The organism is Ramlibacter paludis, from assembly GCF_022012305.1.
In the GTDB taxonomy this organism is placed as follows: domain Bacteria; phylum Pseudomonadota; class Gammaproteobacteria; order Burkholderiales; family Burkholderiaceae_C; genus Ramlibacter; species Ramlibacter paludis.
This window is the reverse complement of sequence record NZ_JAKLTM010000001.1, coordinates 1,008,827-1,029,270: the sequence shown is the minus strand read 5'-3', so window position 1 is coordinate 1,029,270 and position 20,444 is coordinate 1,008,827. Positions and strand designations below refer to the sequence as shown.

At 69.9% G+C, this 20,444-nt stretch carries 19 protein-coding genes and 1 tRNA gene; 9 read left to right on the top strand and 11 right to left on the bottom strand.

The genetic code is table 11. The features are described 5' to 3' along the window. Positions 1–19: 19 nt before the first annotated feature. The 3 genes from LZ009_RS05325 to LZ009_RS05315 are packed head-to-tail and all read right to left on the bottom strand — an operon-like array spanning position 20 to position 3,119. A complete protein-coding gene (locus tag LZ009_RS05325; RefSeq protein ID WP_275696826.1) occupies positions 20–1,000 on the bottom strand; it encodes a Bug family tripartite tricarboxylate transporter substrate binding protein in 981 nt (326 codons plus the stop codon). Next, the gene (locus LZ009_RS05320) at positions 997–2,190 is read right to left on the bottom strand and encodes a CaiB/BaiF CoA transferase family protein (RefSeq protein ID WP_275696825.1); all 1,194 of its coding nucleotides are present in this window, start codon (positions 2,188–2,190) and stop codon (positions 997–999) included. The genes LZ009_RS05325 and LZ009_RS05320 overlap by 4 nt, the downstream gene beginning before the upstream one ends. Then, entirely contained in the window at positions 2,187–3,119 is a 933-nt protein-coding gene (locus LZ009_RS05315) for a hydroxymethylglutaryl-CoA lyase (RefSeq protein ID WP_275696824.1), read from the bottom strand. The genes LZ009_RS05320 and LZ009_RS05315 overlap by 4 nt, the downstream gene beginning before the upstream one ends. Before the next feature lie 70 nt (positions 3,120–3,189). Here LZ009_RS05315 and LZ009_RS05310 point away from each other — a divergent pair, with 70 nt between their 5' ends. Then, positions 3,190–3,933 carry an IclR family transcriptional regulator gene (locus tag LZ009_RS05310; RefSeq protein ID WP_275696823.1) on the top strand — a complete coding sequence of 248 codons (744 nt, stop codon included), beginning with the start codon at positions 3,190–3,192 and terminating at the stop codon, positions 3,931–3,933. 39 nt (positions 3,934–3,972) lie between these two features. On the opposite strand, the gene LZ009_RS05305 is transcribed toward LZ009_RS05310, so the two are convergent. Further along, a tRNA-Leu gene (locus LZ009_RS05305) sits at positions 3,973–4,057 on the bottom strand. A 52-nt stretch (positions 4,058–4,109) separates the two neighbouring features. On the opposite strand from LZ009_RS05305, the gene LZ009_RS05300 reads away from it, so the two are divergent. Beyond that, positions 4,110–4,634 carry a MarR family winged helix-turn-helix transcriptional regulator gene (locus LZ009_RS05300; protein ID WP_275696822.1) on the top strand — a complete coding sequence of 175 codons (525 nt, stop codon included), beginning with the start codon at positions 4,110–4,112 and terminating at the stop codon, positions 4,632–4,634. 38 nt (positions 4,635–4,672) lie between these two features. On the opposite strand, the gene LZ009_RS05295 is transcribed toward LZ009_RS05300, so the two are convergent. The 4 genes from LZ009_RS05295 to LZ009_RS05280 form a co-directional block, all read right to left on the bottom strand. Next, entirely contained in the window at positions 4,673–5,104 is a 432-nt protein-coding gene (locus tag LZ009_RS05295) for a universal stress protein (RefSeq protein ID WP_275696821.1), read from the bottom strand. Positions 5,105–5,117: 13 nt separating this feature from the next. After that, positions 5,118–5,837, bottom strand: coding sequence for a TerC family protein (locus tag LZ009_RS05290; protein ID WP_275696820.1), 720 nt, complete (start codon positions 5,835–5,837; stop codon positions 5,118–5,120). Positions 5,838–5,971: 134 nt separating this feature from the next. Continuing rightward, the gene (locus LZ009_RS05285; RefSeq protein ID WP_275696819.1) at positions 5,972–7,366 is read right to left on the bottom strand and encodes a sensor histidine kinase; all 1,395 of its coding nucleotides are present in this window, start codon (positions 7,364–7,366) and stop codon (positions 5,972–5,974) included. Next, a complete protein-coding gene (locus LZ009_RS05280; protein ID WP_275696818.1) occupies positions 7,353–8,027 on the bottom strand; it encodes a response regulator transcription factor in 675 nt (224 codons plus the stop codon). The genes LZ009_RS05285 and LZ009_RS05280 overlap by 14 nt, the downstream gene beginning before the upstream one ends. Positions 8,028–8,223: 196 nt before the next feature. Here LZ009_RS05280 and hppD point away from each other — a divergent pair, with 196 nt between their 5' ends. The 5 genes from hppD (at position 8,224) to LZ009_RS05255 (ending at position 15,062) form a co-directional block, all read left to right on the top strand. Then, positions 8,224–9,303, top strand: a complete 1,080-nt coding sequence (gene hppD / locus LZ009_RS05275; protein WP_275696817.1) for a 4-hydroxyphenylpyruvate dioxygenase — start codon at positions 8,224–8,226, stop codon at positions 9,301–9,303. Between the two features lie 5 nt (positions 9,304–9,308). Continuing rightward, positions 9,309–9,992, top strand: coding sequence for an SDR family NAD(P)-dependent oxidoreductase (locus tag LZ009_RS05270; RefSeq protein ID WP_275696816.1), 684 nt, complete (start codon positions 9,309–9,311; stop codon positions 9,990–9,992). A 215-nt stretch (positions 9,993–10,207) separates the two neighbouring features. Next, entirely contained in the window at positions 10,208–10,522 is a 315-nt protein-coding gene (locus tag LZ009_RS05265) for a hypothetical protein (RefSeq protein ID WP_275696815.1), read from the top strand. A gap of 92 nt (positions 10,523–10,614) precedes the next feature. Then, positions 10,615–11,763 (top strand): response regulator, encoded by a 1,149-nt coding sequence (locus LZ009_RS05260; RefSeq protein WP_275696814.1) that lies wholly within the window; start codon positions 10,615–10,617, stop codon positions 11,761–11,763. After that, the gene (locus LZ009_RS05255) at positions 11,763–15,062 is read left to right on the top strand and encodes a response regulator (protein WP_275696813.1); all 3,300 of its coding nucleotides are present in this window, start codon (positions 11,763–11,765) and stop codon (positions 15,060–15,062) included. Before LZ009_RS05260 ends, LZ009_RS05255 begins: the two co-directional genes overlap by 1 nt. On the opposite strand, the gene LZ009_RS05250 is transcribed toward LZ009_RS05255, so the two are convergent. Further along, a complete protein-coding gene (locus tag LZ009_RS05250; protein ID WP_275696812.1) occupies positions 15,059–17,479 on the bottom strand; it encodes an ATP-binding protein in 2,421 nt (806 codons plus the stop codon). The two genes, LZ009_RS05255 and LZ009_RS05250, sit on opposite strands and share 4 nt — an antisense overlap. A gap of 71 nt (positions 17,480–17,550) precedes the next feature. Between LZ009_RS05250 and crcB the strand changes: the two genes are divergently transcribed. Next, positions 17,551–17,931, top strand: coding sequence for a fluoride efflux transporter CrcB (crcB, locus tag LZ009_RS05245; protein ID WP_275696811.1), 381 nt, complete (start codon positions 17,551–17,553; stop codon positions 17,929–17,931). A gap of 83 nt (positions 17,932–18,014) precedes the next feature. Then, a complete protein-coding gene (locus tag LZ009_RS05240; protein WP_275696810.1) occupies positions 18,015–18,341 on the top strand; it encodes a hypothetical protein in 327 nt (108 codons plus the stop codon). Here the strand turns inward: LZ009_RS05240 and LZ009_RS05235 are convergent. Further along, entirely contained in the window at positions 18,320–19,078 is a 759-nt protein-coding gene (locus LZ009_RS05235; RefSeq protein WP_275696809.1) for a SapC family protein, read from the bottom strand. The two genes, LZ009_RS05240 and LZ009_RS05235, sit on opposite strands and share 22 nt — an antisense overlap. Before the next feature lie 17 nt (positions 19,079–19,095). Beyond that, positions 19,096–20,403: a hemolysin family protein gene (locus tag LZ009_RS05230; RefSeq protein WP_275696808.1), complete on the bottom strand. Its 1,308-nt coding sequence runs from the start codon at positions 20,401–20,403 to the stop codon at positions 19,096–19,098. Positions 20,404–20,444: the final 41 nt, after the last annotated feature.

The following is a 20,444-nucleotide window of genomic DNA, read 5'->3' as shown; positions in this document are numbered from 1 at the left end:
ACGGCCCTCGTGGATCTCCTCACTCGAAACGGATTCCCGCCTCCCGGATCAGCGCGCCCCACTCCTTCTGCTCGTCGCGGATGTACTTCAGCACCGCCGCCGGGTTGCCGCTCATGGGCACGCTGCCTTCCTCGGCCAGCTTGGCCACCAGCCCGGGCTCGGCCAGCGCCTTCGCGGTGGCGGCATTCAGGCGCTGGATCACGTCCGTCGGCGTGCCGGCCGGCGCGACGATCACCTTCCAGTCCGTCGCCTCGAAGCCCGGATAACCCTGCTCGGCCACGGTGGGCACGCTTCCCAGCGCCGGCACCCGCTTCGACGAGGTGATGGCCAGTGCGCGCAGCTTGCCGCCCGCCAGCAGGCCCATCACGGCTTGCGGCGTCGCGAACATGAAGTCGGTCTGGCCGCCGATCATTTCGGCCAGCGCCGGGGCCGCGCCCTTGTAAGGGATGTTCATCACCTTGAAGCCCGCCTTGCGTCCCAGCATCTCGCCGGCCAGGTGGCCGACGGTACCGGTGGCGGCCAGCGCCTGGTTCATGCCGCCCGGCTTGGCCTTGGCCGCCTTCACCAGGTCGGCCAGCGACTTCAGCGGCGAATTCGCGGGCACGACCAGCACCATCGGCACCTCCGCCACGAGGGCGACCGGAACCAGGTCCTTCGCCGGGTCGAAGGGCATCTTCGGGAGCGCCGCCGGATTGATCGCGATGTTGGCCGTCTGGCCCATGCCGATCGTGTAGCCATCGGGCTTGGCCTTGGCGACGATGTCCAATCCGATGTTGCCGCCGCCGCCCGGCTTGTTGTCGACCAGGAAGGCCCACTTCGAATCCTGCGCGATGCGGTCCGCGATGTGGCGCGTGACGGTGTCGGTGCCGCCACCGGGCGTGTAGGGCACGATGAAGCGGATCGGCTTGTCCGGCCAGGCCTCGGCGCGGGCGGTGCCGGCCAGCGTGAAGAGGGCCAGCGCGGCGGCGCAGGCGGTCAGTTGTCGTCGGGGCAGGTTCACTTGGTCTCCATGTGGGTCAATGCAGCAATCTCGGCGTCGCTGTAACCCAGCTCCGCCAGCAATTCGTGGCCGTGTTCGCCGAGCTTCGGCGGGTCGTGCCGCACGCCGGGCCGCTGGCCGTCCAGCGTCAGCGGCAGCAGCACTGTCTTGCTCGCGCGGCCGTCCGGCAGAGTGATGGGTGCGAGGCCGCCGGTGGCCAGCAGGTGCGGATCGTCCAGCAGTTCCTCGGGCCGGGTGATCGGCGCGAACGGCAGGCCGTTGGCCTCGAACTTCTCGGCCAGCTCCTCGACGCCGATCTGCGCCACGCGTTCGCGCAGCAGCGGGATCAGCCACTCGCGGGCGCGCACGCGGTCGTTGTTGGTCTTCAGGCGGGTGTCGCCCTTCAAGTCGGCGTAGCCGAAGGCCTCGCAGAAGATCGCCCACTGGGTGTCGCTCACCACCGCCAGGAAGATCTGGTCGCCGCCGCGCGCCTGGAACACGTCGTAGATGGCCCAGGCCGAGATGCGCGCCGGCATGGGCGCGGCCGGCTTGCCGGTGACGGCGTACTGCAGCATGTGCTGCGCCACCAGGAACACGTTGTTCTCGAACAGTGCCGACTGCACCTCCTGGCCTTCGCCGGTCTGCTCGCGCTGCGCCAGGGCCGCCATGGCGCCGATGGCGCCGAACATGCCGCCCATGATGTCGTTCACGCTGGCGCCGGCCCGCAGCGGGTCGCCCGGGCGCCCGGTCATGTAGGCCAGGCCGCCCATCATCTGCACCACTTCGTCGAGCGCGGTGCGGTGGTCGTAGGGGCCGGGCAGGAAGCCCTTGTGGCTCACGTAGACCAGGCGCGGGTGCTTCGCCTTCAGTGCTACGTAGTCCAGGCCCAGCTTCTTCATGGTGCCCGGCTTGAAGTTCTCGCTCACGACATCGGCGGTGGCGATCAGCTTCAGCACCGCCTCCTTGCCTTCCGGCGTCTGCAGGTCGAGCGCGATGCTTTTCTTGTTGCGGTTGAAGAGCGGGAAGAAGCCGGCGCCGGAGCCCAGCAGCCGCCGCGTGGCGTCGCCTTCGCGGCCGTGGCCGACCGGTTCCACCTTGATCACTTCCGCGCCCAGGTCGGCCAGCACCATGCCGCAGGTAGGCCCCATCACCATGTGGGTGAATTCGACGACGCGGATGCCTTCGTAAGGCAGTCTCTTCGCGGTGCTCATGCCGGCACTCCCTGCTTCCAGCCCTTGGGCAGTCCCGCCTCCGGCAGCATGCCGTAGACCGGTTCGCCGGGCAGCCCCGCCTGCAGCGGCGCCCGCGCTTCCAGGAGCTTGTCGAGGGCTATGCCGGTAGCTACGCCCATCGCCTCGAACATGAACACCAGGTCCTCGGTGACGACGTTGCCCGAGGCGCCCGGTGCGTACGGGCAGCCGCCCAGCCCGCCGAGCGAGGCGTCGAAGGTGCGCACGCCCACGTCGTAGGCGGCCAGGCAGTTGGCGAGACCCAGGCCGCGGGTGTTGTGCATGTGGGCCGCGCCGGTGCGGTCGCCGATCTCGGCGCGCACGCGGTTGAACAGGCGCCGCACCTGCGCCGGGTTGGCCATGCCGGTGGTGTCGGAGAGGCCCGATTCGTCGGCGCCGGCGGCGATGACCTGCGCCGCCATCCAGACCACGTCGTCGTCCTTCACCTCGCCCTGCAGCGTGCAGCCGAAAGCGGTGGAGATCCCCGCTTCGATCTTCACCTGCGGCGCCGTGTCGTTGCGCAGCGCGACGATCTCGCGCACGCTGGCCACCATCTGCTCGCGCGTCATGCGCACATTGGCCTGCGAGTGCGCCTCGCTGGCGGAGCAGGGAATGGTGATCTTGTGCACGCCCGCCGCGAAGGCGGCCTGGGCGCCGCGCAGGTTGGGGACCAGCGCCATGACGGTGAGGCCCGGCAGCGTGATCGCGTGCTTCACCACTTCGGCGGCATCGGCCATCTGCGGCAGCAGCTTCGCCGGCACGAAAGACGCGACTTCGATCTCGCGCACGCCGGCGGCATGCAGCGCGGTGATCCAGCGGATCTTGTCGCCGGTGGGCATCACCGCGTCGACCGACTGCAGGCCGTCGCGGGGGCCCACTTCGCTGATGAGGACGGCGGGTTGGCTTTTCATGAGATATTCTGTAGGATAGAACGCAATTCTTTCTAATGAAATATTGGCCTACGCCGTCCCGGAAGTCAACATGCCGCGCAAGTCCCTGACCGCCTCCGTCGCCGACGACCATGCCGCGCCCGGTGGCGCCGCCGCGGTCGACCGCGCCCTGACGCTGCTGGGCGCGTTCCGCAGCGGCGACGCCGCCCTGTCGCTGGCCGAACTGGCCGAGCGCTGCCGGCTGCACAAGAGCACCGCCTTGCGGCTGCTGGCGTCGCTGGAGCACGCGCAATGCGTGCAGCGGCTGGACGACGGGCGCTATGCGCTGGGCCGCGAGATCGCGCGGCTGCATGCCATCTACGCGGCTTCGTTCTCGCTGGACCGGGTGGTGCTGCCCCTGCTGCGGCAATTGGTGGACCGCACGGGCGAAAGCGCGGCCTATCACGTGCGCCAGGGCAGGGGCGCGGACGCAGTGCGCCTGTGCCTGTACCGGGTGGACTCGCCGCATCCGGTGCGCGACCACATCAAGGCGGGCGACGTGCTGCCGCTGCGGCAGGGAACGGGCGGGCGGGTGCTGTGCGCCTTCGACCCGGAGCTGGCCGCCACCGCGAGCGCGAGCGAACGCCGGCTCTACGCCACCGTCCGCAGGAACGGCTTTCTCGCGGCCGAAGGCGATCGCCTGCCGGGGGTCTCGGGCATCTCGGCGCCGGTGTTCAGCGCCGACGGCACGCTGGCCGCGGCGCTCACGCTGACCATGCCGGCGCACCGCTACGACGAGCGCTATGCGAAGGCGGTCCTGGAGACGGCGCGCGCGCTCAGCGCGCAGGTGCAATGAAAGAAGCCGGCGCAAGGCCGGCTTCTTTCACCAATTCATTGGTGCCCAGGAGAGGACTCGAACCTCCACGGAGTTACCCGCTAGTACCTGAAACTAGTGCGTCTACCAATTCCGCCACCTGGGCATTTCAGGAGGCCGCGAGTATAGCAGCGCGTCGCGGGCCCTATGATTTCCCCATGCCGACCAGCCCCTCCCGCACCACGCGCAAGCCGCGGCTCGCCACGTCCGACCCGCTGAACGAACCCGCCACGCGCGTGCTGCGCCGCTTCCGGCTGGTGTTCAACACGGTGAAGGCGCACTTCCGCAGCGTCGAACGCCAGGCGGGCGTCGCGGGCGCGCAGGTGTGGGCGCTCAGCGTGGTGGCCGGCGAGCCGGGCATCGGCGTGAGCGCCCTGGCGCGCGCGATGGACGTGCATCAATCGACGGCGAGCAACCTGATCAAGCCGCTGCTGGAAGGCGGGCTGCTGGCCGCGGAGCGTTCCGGCAGCGACCGCCGCGCGGTGCAGCTGCGCGTGACGGCGCAAGGCACGCGCGTGCTGCGCAAGGCGCCGGGGCCGTTCACCGGCGTGCTGCCGGATGCCCTCGCGCACCTCGATGCAGCGACGCTGGCGCGGCTGGATCGCGACCTGGGGAAGTTGATCCAGGTGCTGGGCGTGGCGCCTACCGGCGAGAAGGAGCCGCTGGGGCGGCCGGAGGAGTGAGGGCATGGTGGGGTCGCTGGCGCGAACCCACCCTACGCTCAGGACCCGATCACCTGCACTGACGCGCCTCCCAGCAGGTGCCGCACCTGCTGCGCCAGCGAGCCGAACATGCGGCCCGCCAGGCTGGGCGGCTCGTCGCCGAAGACGATGCGGTCGCAGCCGTACTGGCGCGCCGCCTGGGCGATGGTCTCGGCGCCGCGGCCCACCAGCACCGTGCTGGTGAAGTCCGCACCGGCCGCCTTGAGCAGGCCCTCGGCAAACTGCAGGTCCTCCGTGCCGGCCTCGTGCTGCAGCAGCTGCAGCTCGCGGTTGCCGAAGTAGCCGGCCACGTGCCCCGACATGCGGGGCTGCACGCGCAGCAGGCGGATGTGCACGGCGGGTTCGTCCCGCTGGATGCGCAGCGCCTGCTCCACCGCGGAGCGGGTGCGGCCCGCGTCGTACGGGTCCACCGGGACGAGAAGCTGTCCCATCGCGCGGGCTCGCTCAGTGGGCCGGCTTTTCCGCGCCGGCGGCCTTGGCTTCCGCGCCTTCGGCGGCGGAGCGGCTGGCCAGCCACTTGCCGAGGGCGACCACGAGCAGCGCACCGGCAGCCGGCACGATGTAGTGCAGCACGTGCGGCTGCTGCTCCACCCAGTGGTGGATGGCCGGATCGCTCAGGCACATCTCGCCGGCCACCCAGCCCAGCAGCGCGGCGCCGAGGGTGATGATGACAGGGAAGCGCGTCATCAGCTTCAGGATGATGGTGCTGCCGAAGATGATCAGCGGGATGCTGATCACGAGGCCGATCACCAGCAGCGCGACGTCGCCCTTGGCGGCGGCGGCCACGCCGATCACGTTGTCCAGGCTCATCACCAGGTCGGCGACAACGATCGTCTTGACCGCGGCCATCAGGCTGGAGTTGCCTTCGATGTCCTCGCCGTCGTCGTCGCCCTTCAGCAGGCCGATACCGATCCACAGCAGCAGCGCCGCGCCGATCAGCTTCAGGTAGGGGAGCGTCAGCAGGTAGACCGCGAAGAAAGTCAGGACCAGCCGTAGCACGATGGCACCCACCGAGCCGAAGAGGATGGCCTTCTTCTGCTGGTGCGGCGGCAGCGAGCGGGAGGCCAGGGCGATCACCACGGCGTTGTCGCCGGACAGCACGATGTTGATCAGGATGATCTGGGAAAGGGCGAGCCAGAATACCGGGCTCGTGACGTCGGACATGTTGTCTCCTCGCAGGGGAATGGGGCACCGGAAGCACTGCGCTGCCGATGCCTGCGAGGCTACGGACCTGGCCTGTCAGCAACTTGGACGCCAGCTTTCAGCCCGCTTACAGCGGCTGTTTTCGCGTGTGGGTTCTACGTACGCAGCCGGAAAAACACGCTGAAGGTGTTGCCGACCCCGTCGGTGTCTTCCTCCAGCGTGATGCGCGCACCGTGCAAGGTGGCGATCTCGCTCACGATCGCCAGCCCCAGGCCGCTGCCGTCGGCCTGCGTTCCCAGCAGGCGGTGGAAGCGCTCGAAGATGCGCGCACGTTCCGCCACCGGGATGCGCGGGCCGTCGTCGCTGATCGCCAGCTGCGCGTGGCCGTCGGCGCTGCGGCCGGTGCGCACCGTCACGCGGCCATGCTGGTGGCTGTAGCGGATGGCGTTGTCGATCAGGTTGTTGATCAGTTCGCGCAGGCGGTCGTGGTCGGCGTCGATCATCAGCGGCTCGTCCGGCCCCTCGAAGCCGAGGTCGACGTCGTGCTTGATGGCCTGCGGCACCCATTCCATGCTCACCTCCAGCGCGAAGGCATGCAGGTCCAGCGGCCGCAGCTGCACCGTGTCGAGCGCGCCCGGCTCGTTGCGTGCCAGCGAGAGCAGCTGCCGCACCAGCCGCGACAGGCGATCCGCGCTGATGTACAGCTGGGCGAGCGAATGCCGCACCCGCTCGGGGTCCGTTTCGCGCAGCGCCAGCTCGATCTGCGCCTTGAGGCCGCTCACCGGGGTTTTCAGCTGGTGGGCCGCGTCGGCCACGAAGCGGTTCTGGAAATCGAAGGTCTTGCCCAGCCGCGCCATGAGTTCGTTGACCTCTTCCACCACGGGCCGCACTTCGCCCGGCACGTCCTCCAACGCGATCGGGCTCAGGTCGAGGTGGGAGCGATCCGAAACGGCGCGGCGCAACCGCTGCAAGGGCTGCAGGCCGCGCGAGACGCCGAACCAGACCACCGCGGTGGCGGCCACGATCAGCAGCAGCTGCGGCAGCACCACGTTGGCCACCATTTCCCAGGCCAGGCGGGTGCGCTTGTTCAGCGTCTCGGCCACCTGCACCAGCACCAGCGGCGCACCCGGCGTTTCGGCGATCGGCATCCAGGCCGCCACCATGCGCACGGGCTGGTCGTGCAGCCGGGCGCCGTAGAAGTGCGGCTGCCCATTGCGCGGCAGGCCGGCGCCGGGCGACGGCAAGCCGGGGTCGCCGCCGAGCGGCGCGCCGTCCTGGGCCGACAGCCGATAGTGCAGCTGGTCTTCCTGGTCCAGCAGCAGCACCTTCTCCGCGCTCTCCGATAACTCCAGCCGCGGCCGCGGCTCGCCCGGCTTCACGTGCAGCACGATTTCGCGGGCGATCTCGTGCAGCGCGCGGTCGTACGCAACGTGCGAGAAGCGCAGCGAGGTCCAGTACGCCGCCGCGGTGTCCAGCACCAGCAGGAAGAACAAGGGTCCCAGCAGCCAGGCCAGCAGCTTGCGCTGCAGCAGCGGCTCAGGGCGCTGCATCGCCGCGCTCCATCAGGTAGCCCATGCCGCGCACCGTGCGGATCTCGCAGCCCAGGGGCTCCAGCTTCTTGCGCAGGCGGTAGACGTAGACCTCGATAGCGTTGTCGCCGACCTCGTCGCCCCAGCCGTACAGGTGGTTGACCATCTGCTCCTTGCTCACCACCCGGCCCTCGCGCATCAGCAGCAGTTCCAGCACCGCCAGTTCGCGCGGAGAGAGCTCCAGCGGCTTCTTGTCGTGGAAGACGCGCCGCCCCACCGTATCGAAGCGCAGCAGGCCGTGCTCCAGGTAAGGCGTGGAATTGGTGCCCCGCCTCAGCAGGGCGCGCACCCGCGCCTCCAGCACCGGCAGGTCGAAGGGCTTGGACAGGTAGTCGTCGGCGCCGAGGTCGAGGCCGCGGACCTGGTCCTCCATCGTGTCGAAAGCCGTGAGCATCAGCACCGGCGTGGTCGACTTGCGGGCCCGCAGGCGCTTGAGCACCTCCAGGCCCGACAGGCCGGGCAGGCCGATGTCGAGGATGGCCAGGTCGTAGATGCCCAGGGCCAACGCGTGGTCGGCCTCCTCGCCCGTGCTGACGCTGTCGACGGCGTGCGCCGACTGGACCAGCGCGCGCGTGAGCGCGTCGGCCAGCACCTTGTCGTCTTCGACCAGCAGGATCCGCATACGGGAATGCTAACTGTTGCTTGCGGCTTCGCGCCCGAGGGCGGACAATCGCAGGCTCCAGACCATGCCCGGCTTCGCGCTTTTCCACGGTGACCACCTCGCACGCAGCGTGCGCGGCGTGCCGTGCGCGCCTCCCGCCTGACGAACGCGCCTTCCGCTTCGCCTTCCGTTCGTTTTTCTTCGCAGGAGTCTGCTTGTGGCTGATCTGTTCGACAACCCCATGGGTTTATGCGGGTTCGAGTTCGTCGAGTTCGCTTCCCCCACCCCCAACGTCCTGGAGCCCCTGTTCGAGAAGATGGGCTTCTCGCTGGTGGCCCGGCACCGTTCCAAGGACGTGCTGCTGTACCGCCAGGGCGACATCAACTTCATCGTCAACCGCGAGCCCAAGAGCTTCGCCGGCTACTTCGCCGCCGAGCACGGCCCGTCGGCCTGCGCCCTCGCCTTCCGGGTGCAGGACTCGCACAAGGCCTACAACCGCGCCCTCGAACTCGGCGCGCAGCCGATCGAGATCCCCACCGGCCCGATGGAACTGCGGCTGCCGGCCATCAAGGGCATCGGCGGCGCGCCGCTGTACCTGATCGACCGCTTCGAGGACGGCAAGTCGATCTACGACATCGACTTCGAGTGGCTGCCCGGCGTGGAACGCCATCCCAAGGGCTACGGCCTGAAGGTCATCGACCACCTGACGCACAACGTCTACCGCGGCCGCATGGCGCACTGGGCGGCGTTCTACGAAAAGCTGTTCAACTTCCGCGAGATCAAGTACTTCGACATCAAGGGCGAGTACACCGGCCTCACCTCCAAGGCGATGTCGGCGCCGGACGGCCTGATCCGCATCCCGCTGAACGAGGAAGCCGGCAAGACCTCGGGCCAGATCGAGGAATTCCTGATGAAGTTCAGCGGCGAGGGCATCCAGCACGTGGCCCTGGCCTCCGACAACCTGATCGAGACCGTCGACGCGCTGCAGATGGCGGGCGTCAAGCTGATGACGGCGCCCAACGACATCTACTACGAGATGCTGGAGGAGCGCCTGCCCGGACACGGCCAGCCGGTGGGTGAGCTGCAGGCCCGCGGCATCCTGCTTGATGGCACGACCGAGAAGGGCGAGAAGCGCCTGCTGCTGCAGATCTTCTCCGAGACCATGCTGGGCCCGGTGTTCTTCGAGTTCATCCAGCGCGCCGGCGACGACGGCTTCGGCAACGGCAACTTCAAGGCGCTGTTCGAGTCGCTGGAGCGCGACCAGATCCGCCGCGGCGTGCTGAAGGTCGAAGCCTGAAGCCCATGGCCCGCCTCGTCCTCGTCACCGGCGCCGCGGGCAACCTCGCGCGCGCGGTGGCCGAGACCTTCGTTCAACAGGGCGACAAGGTGGCCCTGCTGGGACGCAAGCGCGAAGGCCTGGCCAAGGTGTACGGCGGCGAGGATGCGCAACGCGTCTTCGTCGTCGCCGACCTGCTGCAGCCCGATGCGCTGCAGGCCGCGGTCGGCAAGCTCGGGCCGATCGACGTCCTGTGCAACCTGGCGGGCGGCTTCGCGATGGGCGACCCGGTGCACGCCACCGCGGCCGGCGACTGGCAGAAGATGCAGGACCTGAACGTGCGCACCCTGCTCAACGCGGTGCAGGCGGTGGTGCCCGGCATGGTGGCGCGCGGCCGCGGCAAGGTGGTCAACGTGGGCGCCAATTCCGCGCTGCGCGGGGCCGGCAAGATGGGCGCGTACATCGCCGCCAAGTCGGAGGTGCTGCGCATCACCGAAAGCATGGCGGCGGAACTGCGCGAGCACGGCATCAACGTCAACTGCGTCCTGCCCAGCATCATCGACACGCCGGAGAATCGCGCGGCCATGCCCGATGCGGATCCGGCGCGCTGGGTCGCGCCGGCGCAATTGGCGCAAGTGATTGCCTTCCTGGCCTCGGACGCGGCCGCCGCCATCCACGGCGCCAGCGTGCCGGTCGTCGGCCTGAGCTGACATATTCCACACTTCCGCGGCGCGGCCCGGAATCCGTGTCAGCCGTGGCTGGCGGCTTCCTCCCAAACACCGCGCTGCTTAACCGCATTTCGCGCACGCTGCTGACACCGCCGGTCCTACAGGGGGCGCGCGGCGCTGGCGCGAGCATTCGCTCCGTGGCGCCGAGATCAGTTCTTCCTACCGCTGAAGACGCGCTTTAACACCGGAGAACCCGAATGAAAGCCTTTGCCCTCGCCGCCGCAGTCGCTGCCGCCGCTTTCGCCGCGGCGCCCAGCTTTGCCCAGGACCTCGTCGCTCGCCAGGGCAACGACTCGGTCCGCCTGTCCGAAGCCGCCTGCGCCAGCAAGCTGGTGCTCGGCCGCCTGGAAGCGGGCCAGCACGAAGAGTTCCATGCCGCCACCGCGGTGTTCCAGGGCCAGAACTTCGTGGCCTGCTGGCGCGCGATGGGCAACGTGGCCTTCCTGCTGTACGAAGACGGCGACCAGGGCGTGATCCCCCTGCAGGAGCTCAAGCCCGACCTGTCGGCTTGATCCCGCCGCGGTCGGGGACCCGGCGTTAAGATGCCGGGGCGGAGGCGTGCGGTCCGCGCCGCCTCCGCAAGCTTGAAGGAATTCCCCGAACCATGGCAATGATCGTTCTGATGGAGGACGATGCGGCCACGCGCACGCTCGTCACGTCGGTGCTGAAGAAGGAAGGCCACACGGTTGCGGCCGCCGAGAACGGCCGCACCGGCCTGCTGCTGTGCCAGGACCGCCAGCCCGACCTCGTGATCAGCGACGTCCAGATGCCGGAAATGAACGGCTTCGAGATGCTCGCGCAGCTGAGGCAGTCGCCCGAGCTCGCCGCCACTCCCGTCATCCTGCTCACCTCGCTGCAAGAGCGCGCCCACATGCGCATCGGCATGACGACGGGTGCCGACGACTACATCACCAAGCCCTTCCGGCCGGGCGAACTGCGCGACGCGGTCGCCGCGCAGCTGAACAAGCGGCAAGTCCAGGCCAACCTGCAGGCGATGGCCATCGAATCGGCCGTGAGCAACGCGCTGGTCGAGCAAAAGCACGAGCTGGCCCGGCTGTACGAGACGCGCCTGGCGCACGAGCTCAGCGAGCGCTGGCCCAGCGGCCAGGGCGGCGCCGGCGACGAGCGCTTCGAATCCGCCACCGTCCTCTTCGTCGACATCCCGCGCTATGCCGAGGTGGCGCAGAAGCTGGAAGCCGCCGAGCTCACCGAGCTGGTGAAGAAGTTCTACGGCAGCGCCAACGACACCGCCCACCTGTTCGGCGCGCGCTCCATGCAGTTCGTCGGCGAGGGCCTGCTGGCCGTCTTCTCCGACGACACCAACACTCGCACCGTCAACCACGGCCTGCGCGCGGCACGCACCGCGCTGGGACTCGTGGAATCGGGCCACGGCATCGCCAAGTACCTGGAAACCCGTTACGGCGGACGTGAACTGCCTCCCTTCGAAGTGAACGTGGCGCTCAACAGCGGCCCGGTCACGCTGACGCTGCTGCAGGACGGGCTGCATGGCGGCATGCTCAAGCTGCCGGTCGGTGAAGCGGTCACCTCCGCGATGCTGCTGCAGAAGCAGGCGCGCGGCCAGGGCTGGCCGATCGCGATGAGCGTGGCCACGCTGCGCCTGGTGACCGGCGCCGTGCGCACCGGCCGCCGCGCGCTGCTGGAATTGCCGGGCCGCCCGCAGCCGATGGACGCGGCGGAGCTGGTGGGCCTGGCCCTGCCGACCGAGACCGAATCCGAAGCCGAAGCCGCCTGATGACGCTGCGCCGCCTCCTGGCCATCACGCTGGTGCTGTTGGCCACGGTCCCCGCCGTGCTGGTGGCCGTCCTGCTGGGCCGCGCCGCGAATGCCTCCGTCGAACAGCTCGCGGGCACCGTGCTCGGGCAGGTGGCCTCGCGCGTGCAGGCCGGCACCGAATCGCAGCTGCGCCAGGCGCACGACGTGTTGAATGGCGTGCTGCCGGAGCGCCTCGCGGGCCCCGAGCTGGCACGGGCGCGCGCGCTGCTGCGCGAGCCGGCGCGCTTCGAACCAGCCGCCTTCGCGCTCACGCGCCAGTCGCGCGAGGTGCCGGCCCTGCACTTCGCCAACCTGCGCGGCGAATACTTCGGCGTCGAAGCGACGTCCGACGGCACGCGCGTCGCCACCCGCAGCAGCGGCGCCGGCCGCAGCTTCTGGCTGGCCCAGGCGCCCGGTGACCGCAGCCGCCAGGTCGCCACCGAGGCCGCGAGCTTCGAGCCGCGCACCAGCCCCTGGTACACCGGCGCGATGCAGGCGAAGGACCGCGTCTTCACGCCGGTGCGCGTGGCGCCCGACGGCCGCCAGCTGATGGTGAGCCTGGCGCAGCCGGTGTTCGACGACGACGGCGGCGCGGCCGGCGTGGTGGCGGCGGACCTGTTCCTGCAGGAGCTGGCCAACGTGCTGCGCACGCAGCGCATCAGCTCGCGCGGCGGCGCCTTCATCGTCGACGACCGTGGCGCGCTGGTGGCCAGCTCCGCCGGCGACGCGCTGTTCGTGAAGACCGGGGGCGGCTTCACCCAACGCACGCCGCGTGACAGCGCCAACCCCGTGATCCGCGCCGGCTTCGACGCGCTGGAAACGCTGCGCGCGCACCGCACCGCCGACACCGTGCAGGCCGACACCAGCCTGCAGCGGCTGGCGCAAGCCGATGGCGCGCTGCTGATGGTGCAGCGGCCTTTCGGCGAGGCGCTCGGCCTGCGCTGGACGCTGGTCGTCGCCGCACCCGAGAGCGATTTCACCGGCGACATCCAGCGCGCTTTCCGGCAGGCCGCGATCGTCGGCGCGGCGCTGATCGCGCTCGGCACGCTGATCGCCTTCCTGCTGGCGCGCGGCTTCGGCAAGCGGCTGGGGCGGCTGTCGCTCGCGGCGGAACAGCTCGGGCGCGGCGAAGTGCCGGTGCGCGAGGACGGCACGCGCATCCGCGAGCTGCGCCGGCTTTCGGAAGTGCTGCACGACAGCGCCGAGCAGCTGCAGGCGTATCGCAGGCAGGTCGAGGCGGATGCCGTCGCGCTGCAGCAGGCCAACGAGACGCTCGAAGCGCGCGTCGAAGAACGCACGGCGCAACTGAACGCCTCGCGCGAGGAAGCCCTGGCCGCCGCGCAGGCCAAGGCGGCCTTCCTCGCCACCATGAGCCACGAGATCCGCACGCCCTTGAACGGCGTGGTGGGCATGAGCACGCTGCTGGCCGAGACGCCGCTCGACCCGGAGCAGCGCGACTACCTGCAGACCATCCGCCTGTCCAGCGACCAGCTGCTGGCAGTGATCAACGACGTGCTGGACTTCTCCAAGATCGAATCCGGCAAGCTGGAGCTCGAGGCCGAGCCGCTCAGCGTGCGCGGTGCCATCGAGGAGGCCTGCGACATCGCCGCGCCGCGCGCGCGCGAAAAAGGCCTGGAGCTGATCATCGACATCGCGGAGCACGGCCCCGGCGCGGTGCCCGCGGCGGTCAAGGGCGACATCACGCGCCTGCGCCAGGTGCTGATCAACCTGGTGAACAATGCCGTCAAGTTCACGCCGAGCGGCGAAGTGGCCGTGCACGTGCGCTCGCGCTCGGCCGACGACGGCCAGGGCCGCGCGGTGCTGGAGTTCCGCGTCAGCGACACCGGCATCGGCATTCCCGCCGATCGCGTCGGTTCGCTGTTCGAGGCCTTCTCGCAGGTCGATGCGTCGACCACGCGCAAGTACGGCGGCAGCGGCCTGGGACTCGCGATCTGCAAGCGGCTGGTGGAGCTGATGGGGGGCGAGATCGGTGTCGAGAGCACCGCCGGCCAGGGCTCGACCTTCTGGTTCACCATCGCGGCGCCGGTGACCGAGCTGGCGGAGAACTTCAGCCTGGCCGATGCCGGCCGCCTGAAGGCGATCCGCGTGCTGGTGGTGGACGACCACGCCACCAACGTGCGCGTGCTCACGCGCCAGCTGCAGCTGTGGGGCATGGAAGTCAGCGCCGCGGCATCGGCGCAGGAAGCGCTGGCGCTGCTGCAGGGCGCGGGCAGCCTCCCGGACGTGATCGTGACCGACATGCACATGCCGGAGATGGATGGGGTCGCCTTCGCGCGCGCCGTCAAGGCACAGGCCGCGTGGGCGCGCATTCCGCTGGTGCTCCTGAGCTCCGGCTTCATGCCGGCCGCCGACGACTCCGCCAAGTTGTTCCGCGCGCGGCTGCTGAAGCCGGCGCGCCAGAACCAGCTGTTCGAAACCATCCTGCGCTGCGTTTCGGCCGAAGATGCGGCCGGCCAGAGCGGAGGCGCCGGACCGGGGGCGCGGAAGAATGCAACGGTGCTGGTGGCGGACGACAACGCGGTCAACCTCAAGGTGGCTTGCGCGATCCTGCTGAAACTGGGCTACGAGGTGCGCACCGCCGGCGACGGCCGCGAGGCGGTCGAAGCCGTGGCGCATGCGGCGGCCCGGGGCGAGCGGCTCGATGCGATCCTGATGGACGTCAACATGCCGGACGTCGACGGATTGCAGGCCACGCGGCAGATCCAGGCGGCGCGCGGCAAGGCGGCGCCGCCCATCATCGCCGTGACGGCGGCGGCGTCGGCGGAAGACCGTGCGCGTTGCATCGAAGCCGGCATGGACGATTACCTGACCAAGCCGCTGCAGGTGGCGGCGCTGGCGCAGGCGCTGGAGAAGTGGATCGGCGGCGTGGCCTCGGCGCCCGCTGCGGTGGAGCCGTCCGCGGCGAGCGCACCCGCCGCGCCACTGATGGACTTCGGGCGGTTGGAGGAATTCCGCGAGTTCGAAGACGAAGACCTCAGCATGACCCGCGAGGTGATCGCCCTGTTTCGCCAGGACACGCCGGCGCGGCTGGAGGCGATAGCCGCTGCCATCGCCGCGCACGACGGCGAGGCCCTTGCGGCCGCGGCGCATGCGCTCAAGGGTTCGGCCGGCAACGTCGGCGCGATCGCCTTGCACCAGGAGGCGGGCGAGCTCGAGGCACTCGCGAAGGAAGGCTGGCCGGGTGACGCGAGCGAGCGCCACGCGCGCCTGCAGCAACTGTGGGAGCAGACCCGCGCCGCGCTCGACGCCTGGCGCTAGGCCGCGCGGCTCGCCGGCAGGCTGAAGTAGAAGGTCGCGCCCTCGCCGGGGCGGCCCTGCGCCCAGATCCGGCCGCCGTGGCTTTCCACGACGCGGCGCGCCAGTGCCAGCCCGATGCCGCTGCCCTCGAATTCGTTCGCATCGTGCAGGCGCTGGAACGCGGTGAAGAGGCGGCCGGCGAACTGCGGATCGAAACCCGCGCCGTTGTCGCGCACGAAGAACACGAGCTCGTCGCCCTGGCGCTCGCTGCCGATGGCGACCTGCGCATCGTCGCGGCGGCTGGTGAATTTCAGGGCGTTCGCCAGCAGGTTCCACCACACCTGGCGCAGGCTCGCCGGGTCGGCGCGCACCACCGGCAACGCGCCGATGTCCACGCGCGTGCCCGCCGGCACCTTCAGTTCGGCCAGCAAGTCCTGCACCAGGGCCACGAGCGCCACCTCTTCATCCGCCAGCTGCTCCTTGCCCGCGCGCGCCACCGCCAGCAAACCGTCGATCATGCGTCCCATCTGCGCCGTGTTGGCCACGATGCGCTGCACCAGGCGTTCGGTCCGTTCCCGGTCGCCCGCCTGCATCAGCGCAGGCAGCGCGTCGCTGAATCCCTCGATGGCCTGCAGCGGCGCGCGCAGGTCGTGGGCCACCGAATAGGAAAAACTTTCCAGCGATTCGTTGGCGGCCGCCAGCGCCCGCGTGCGGTCGGCCACGCGCGCCTCCAGGTTCTCGTTGGCCAGGCGCAGCGCCTGCTGCGCCTGTTCCAGCGGCGTGACGTCTACTGTGCAGCCATGCCACAGCACGGAGCCCTCCTCGCGCTCGGGCTGCGCGTAGGTGAGGTAGTGGCGCAGGCCCCGGCTCGGCAACAGCACGCGGAACTCCAGGGCCAGGTAACTCAGGCCCCGGCGCGAGTCTTCCAGCGCGCGGGCCATCTTCTCCGCGTCCTCCGGGTGCACGCTCGCCAGCACCGGCGACGCATCCTCGCGCACCTGCTCCGGCAGCACCTCGAACAGCGGCAGGATGCCTTCGCTCGCGAACGGCAGCGAGGCGTGGCCCGCGTCCGTCATGCGCAGCTGGAAGATCATGCCGGGAATGTTGCGCGACAGCTTCTCCAGCAGCGTGCGATGGCGCGACTCGCTTTCGCGCAGCGCATGCTCCAGCGCCGGCAGCCGGTCCAGCATGCGGTTGAACTGCGCCGCCACGGCGGCCACTTCGCGCGGGCCGGCCTCGGGCGAGCGCCGGTCGAACTGGCCGGCCGCCACGGCGTCGGCCGCCAGCGCCAGGCCCTTCATCGGCGCGGCAATGCGGCGCACGATGGATGTCACCAGCAGCGCGGCGAGCAGCAGCACCGCGCCCGCGATGCCCAGCGAGCGCAAGGCGCCAGCGCGCACGGGCCCCAGCGTTTCGTCGACGTCCACGCCGGCGACGGCGAGCAGGTCCGAATTGCCGACGCGCCGCATCGCGTAGAAGCGCTCGACGCCGTCGATGCCCTTGGCCACCACGCGGTCGCCCCCGCCTTGCAAGGGGCCGATGAAAGTCGAGACGTTCGGCATGCGCTTGCCCAGCAAGCCCGGCAGGGCCGGGAAGCGCGCCAGCACGTAACCCTGGGCCGTGATCAAGGTGCCCACCACGCCCTTGGGCGCGTCGTTGGCGACCAGCCGTTCCAGGAACGAGGCCGCCACCAGCAGCTGCACGCTGCCCACCAGTTCGTTGCCCGGCGTCCGCACGGGATAGGTCAGGGCCAGCGTCGGGCCCGCCGGCGCCGCCACCGGCGGGCTCACCAGGCCGACGCCCTGCCCCGCCAGCTGCTGCGCCGTGACCGGCACGTAGAAGCCGGGATGGGCGGCGCAGACCATCTCGCCCTGCAGGTCCAGCACGGCGATGTTGCGCAGCTCCTCGTGCAGTCCCGCCACCTCGGTGAGCAGGGGATCGCACTTGTCGCCGTGCACCGCCAGCACCAGGGGCCGGCGCGCCAGCACCTGCGCGAGGCGCGCCCGCTCTTCCAGGAAGGACTCCACGGAAGAAGCGGTGGACTTGGCCGCTCCCTGCGCCAGCGCATTGGCCTCCGTGGCCCGGCTCTCGGTGAGGCGCACCAGGTCGAAGCCGATCAGCACCACCAGCGGCAGCGCGGTCACCAGCACCAGTCCGGCCAAGAGGGCGCTGAGGCTGGGCCCGCGCCGGCGCACCGGCGGCGGCTCGACCAGCCCGACGCGGCGCGCCGCCAGCACGAACACCAGCAAAGCGGTGACCGTGACGAAGGCGGCGCCCTTGTAGGTCTGGTAGCGGGTGAGGGTTTCGGACGAGGAGAACAGCAGGCTGCCGGCCTCGTCGGAAAAGCCGATCCAGACCAGGCCGGCCAGCAGGTAACCCAGGCCGATCAGCGCGGCGTAGAGCCGGTCCGGAACGCGAGGCTCGTTCTTGTTCTGCATTGCTTCCCTGGGAGCCATTCTTGCAGAGGCCGGCGCAGCGGGCGTGCCCACAAAGTGTATAAGTGCCGCCCATGCTCAGTTCCATTGCCGCCATAGGAACCGGCGCCGCATGCGGCGCCTTGCTGCGCTGGGTGCTGGGCACCCGGCTGAATCCGCTGCTGCCCGACCTGCCGCTGGGCACGCTGGCGGCCAACCTGCTCGGGGGCTATGCCATCGGGCTGGTCCTGGGCTGGCTGGCGCTGCGGCCGGACCTGCCGCCGGAGCTGCGACTTTTCCTGGTGACCGGGGTGCTGGGCGGGCTCACGACCTTCTCGACCTTCTCCGCCGAAGTCGTCAACCAGCTCGTGAGCGGGCGCACTGGGTGGGCGCTCACCATCGCGGTAACCCACCTGGCAGGCTCGCTGCTGCTGACCGCCCTGGGGCTCGCCACCGTCCGCTGGCTGTCCAACTGACAACATCCGGCTTAGGCAATCCGCTGACCGTGGTACGACCAATCGCCTAACACGGTAACTGATCCGTACAGGAAACTGTACGCATGCTCACACTGCCCTTCACCGCCATGCGCCGCCTGTTCGGCCGCCGGGAGACGGGCTCGTTCAGCGAGTCCCGCCCGGCCAGCCGCGTGCCCGGCGCCGACCTGATCTACCGGCTCAAGGCCTGGCCGGAACTGACCGAGGCCGGCCGTACCGCCGAGATCTACCGCATGCTGTCGGTGATGAGCAGCCGCCCCGTGAACCGCCAGTGGGTGCTCACGCGGACGCGGATGGAGCGCGCCAAGCTCGAAGCGCTGCTGGGCCAGTGGGTGGCCGAAGGCGCGATCGAGGTCATCGACCCCGCGCGTTACTCCAGCAGCGCCGCCTGATCGGCCGCCAGGCCCTTGGCGCCCGGCTCCGCCAGCCGGTCCACCAGCCGCTGCATGTTGGACAGCGACAGCAGGTGCATCGAAACCAGGTGCAGCTCACCGGAGCGGAACAGCCCCAGCGCCGTGGCATCGGGCAGCGCCAGCAGCTTCTTTTCGTCGACCACCAGCACGCTGCCCACCGTGAAGCTGCGGCCGTCCACCAGGTCGGCGCGCGCGTTCATCTCGGTCAGCAGGCCCGCCTGCTCCAGCTTCTGGCAGAAAGCCTCGGTGCGCAGGTACTCGCGTTGGTACTGCGTGAGGAAATCGAGCGCGTTGCGCAGGAAGGGCGTGTCCTTGCCCGCGTCGTCGAAGAGCGGCTCGCCCTCCTCGTCGTTCAGGCCGGCATAGGCCTCGTCCATGCAGACGCCCAGCGACTGCCCGGGCAGTTCGGCCAGCACGAAGGGATAGCGGCGCACGAAGGCCGGGATGTAGCGGCCGGTCCAGCGGTTCTGCGCATCGACGAACAGGTTCTCGCGCGCGCGCAGGCCCAGCATCACCACCGGCAGCACCTTGCCGTTGGCGCCGCGGGTGAAGACCACCGCGTATTCCTTGCAGGCCTCGCCGAACTCCACGCCGGCGAGGTAGACCGAATTGGCGCGGCGCGCGAAGGCGAAACTGGTGCTGGGCTTCACCTTGCGCTTGCGGTGCTTCGTGCGATCGAGCAGCACCGGCTTCTCGTAGTACATCGGTTCCGACATCGGACTCCCCTCCTCCATCAAGCCTGCGCGGCCGCCGGCTCCGGCTGCGGCACGTGCACGGCCAGCACCTTGTCGATGCGGCGGCCATCCAGGTCCACCACCTCGAACACCCATTCGTCGATGTCGATACGCTCACCCGGCGACGGCAGGCTGCCGGACACCGACATCAGCAGGCCGGCCAGCGTGTTGTAGCGGCCCTTGTCCTCGCCCGGCAGCTCGCGGATGTCGAGGCGGGCCTTCAGTTCGGACACCGGCATCAGGCCATCGAGCAGCCAGGAGCCGTCCTCGCGCTGCGTGGCCCAGGCTTCGGTGGCCGCGGCGGGCTGCAGCTCGCCGGTGATCGCCTCCAGCAGGTCGTGCGGCGTCAGCAGGCCTTGCACCACGCCGTACTCGTCGACGACGAACACCAGGCGCGCGGCTTCGGTGCGGAAGTGCTCCAGCAATTCCATGCCGCTCAGGGTTTCAGGCACGAAGCGCGCCGGCACCGCGTGCGGCTCGACCGGGCCTTCGTGGTTGGGGCCCAGCGACAGCAGCTTGGCCACGCTCACCACGCCGACCACGTCGTCGAGCGAGCCACGGCACACCGGGTACCAGGAGTGCGGCTCGCCCTGGCCGGCGCGCTCGAGGCATTCGCGCACGGGCATCGTCGCTTCCAGCCAGCCGATGTCCAGCCGCGGAATCATCATCGAGGTGAGCGGGCGGTCGTCCAGGTGGAACACGTTGCGCACCATCTGGTGCTCGTGCTGCTCGATCACGCCGGCGTCCACGCCCTCTTCCAGGCTGTGCGCGATCTCCTCCTCGGTCATGCCGCGCGGCGTGGTGGTGTCGATGGCCAGCAGCTTCAACATCGCCTGCGTCGACGCGGACAGCAGCTTGACGAAAGGCCCGGCCGCCTTGGCGAGCCAGCGCATGGGACGGGCCGCGACGCGCGAGACCGTTTCGGGATAGAGCTGTCCGATGCGTTTGGGCACCAGCTCGCCGAACAGGATGGTGACGTAGGTGATGGCGGCCACCACGATGGCCGTGGCCGCGACGGCGGCGTAGCGCGCCGGCACGCCGTGGCCCTGCAGCCAGGCGGCGAGTTCCGCGCTGAAGGCGGCCTCGCCGATGATGCCATTGAGGATGCCGATGGAGGTGATGCCCACCTGCACCGTCGACAGGAACTGCGTCGGGTGCTCCATCAGCTTGAGCGCCGCCTGCGCGCCCCCGTCGCCGGTTTCGGCCATTGCCGCGAGCCTCGCCTTGCGGCTGGACGCGAGCGCCATTTCGGACATGGCGAACAGGCCGTTGAGCAGGGTGAGGAAGGCGATCAGCAGGAAATCCATGAATCACTGGAGAATGGCACGCTTGCACTGTACTGCAAGGC

Excerpts from the sequence above, each read along its gene's own strand:
- LZ009_RS05320 (WP_275696825.1), bottom strand. The coding sequence starts at position 2,190 with ATGAGCACCGCGAAGAGACTGCCTTACGAAGGCATCCGCGTCGTCGAA.
- LZ009_RS05315 (WP_275696824.1), bottom strand. The coding sequence starts at position 3,119 with ATGAAAAGCCAACCCGCCGTCCTCATCAGCGAAGTGGGCCCCCGCGAC.
- LZ009_RS05310 (WP_275696823.1), top strand. The coding sequence starts at position 3,190 with ATGCCGCGCAAGTCCCTGACCGCCTCCGTCGCCGACGACCATGCCGCG.
- LZ009_RS05300 (WP_275696822.1), top strand. The coding sequence starts at position 4,110 with ATGCCGACCAGCCCCTCCCGCACCACGCGCAAGCCGCGGCTCGCCACG.
- LZ009_RS05295 (WP_275696821.1), bottom strand. The coding sequence starts at position 5,104 with ATGGGACAGCTTCTCGTCCCGGTGGACCCGTACGACGCGGGCCGCACC.
- LZ009_RS05290 (WP_275696820.1), bottom strand. The coding sequence starts at position 5,837 with ATGTCCGACGTCACGAGCCCGGTATTCTGGCTCGCCCTTTCCCAGATC.
- LZ009_RS05285 (WP_275696819.1), bottom strand. The coding sequence starts at position 7,366 with ATGCAGCGCCCTGAGCCGCTGCTGCAGCGCAAGCTGCTGGCCTGGCTG.
- LZ009_RS05280 (WP_275696818.1), bottom strand. The coding sequence starts at position 8,027 with ATGCGGATCCTGCTGGTCGAAGACGACAAGGTGCTGGCCGACGCGCTC.
- LZ009_RS05270 (WP_275696816.1), top strand. The coding sequence starts at position 9,309 with ATGGCCCGCCTCGTCCTCGTCACCGGCGCCGCGGGCAACCTCGCGCGC.
- LZ009_RS05265 (WP_275696815.1), top strand. The coding sequence starts at position 10,208 with ATGAAAGCCTTTGCCCTCGCCGCCGCAGTCGCTGCCGCCGCTTTCGCC.
- LZ009_RS05260 (WP_275696814.1), top strand. The coding sequence starts at position 10,615 with ATGGCAATGATCGTTCTGATGGAGGACGATGCGGCCACGCGCACGCTC.
- LZ009_RS05255 (WP_275696813.1), top strand. The coding sequence starts at position 11,763 with ATGACGCTGCGCCGCCTCCTGGCCATCACGCTGGTGCTGTTGGCCACG.
- LZ009_RS05250 (WP_275696812.1), bottom strand. The coding sequence starts at position 17,479 with ATGCAGAACAAGAACGAGCCTCGCGTTCCGGACCGGCTCTACGCCGCG.
- crcB (WP_275696811.1), top strand. The coding sequence starts at position 17,551 with ATGCTCAGTTCCATTGCCGCCATAGGAACCGGCGCCGCATGCGGCGCC.
- LZ009_RS05240 (WP_275696810.1), top strand. The coding sequence starts at position 18,015 with ATGCTCACACTGCCCTTCACCGCCATGCGCCGCCTGTTCGGCCGCCGG.
- LZ009_RS05235 (WP_275696809.1), bottom strand. The coding sequence starts at position 19,078 with ATGTCGGAACCGATGTACTACGAGAAGCCGGTGCTGCTCGATCGCACG.
- LZ009_RS05230 (WP_275696808.1), bottom strand. The coding sequence starts at position 20,403 with ATGGATTTCCTGCTGATCGCCTTCCTCACCCTGCTCAACGGCCTGTTC.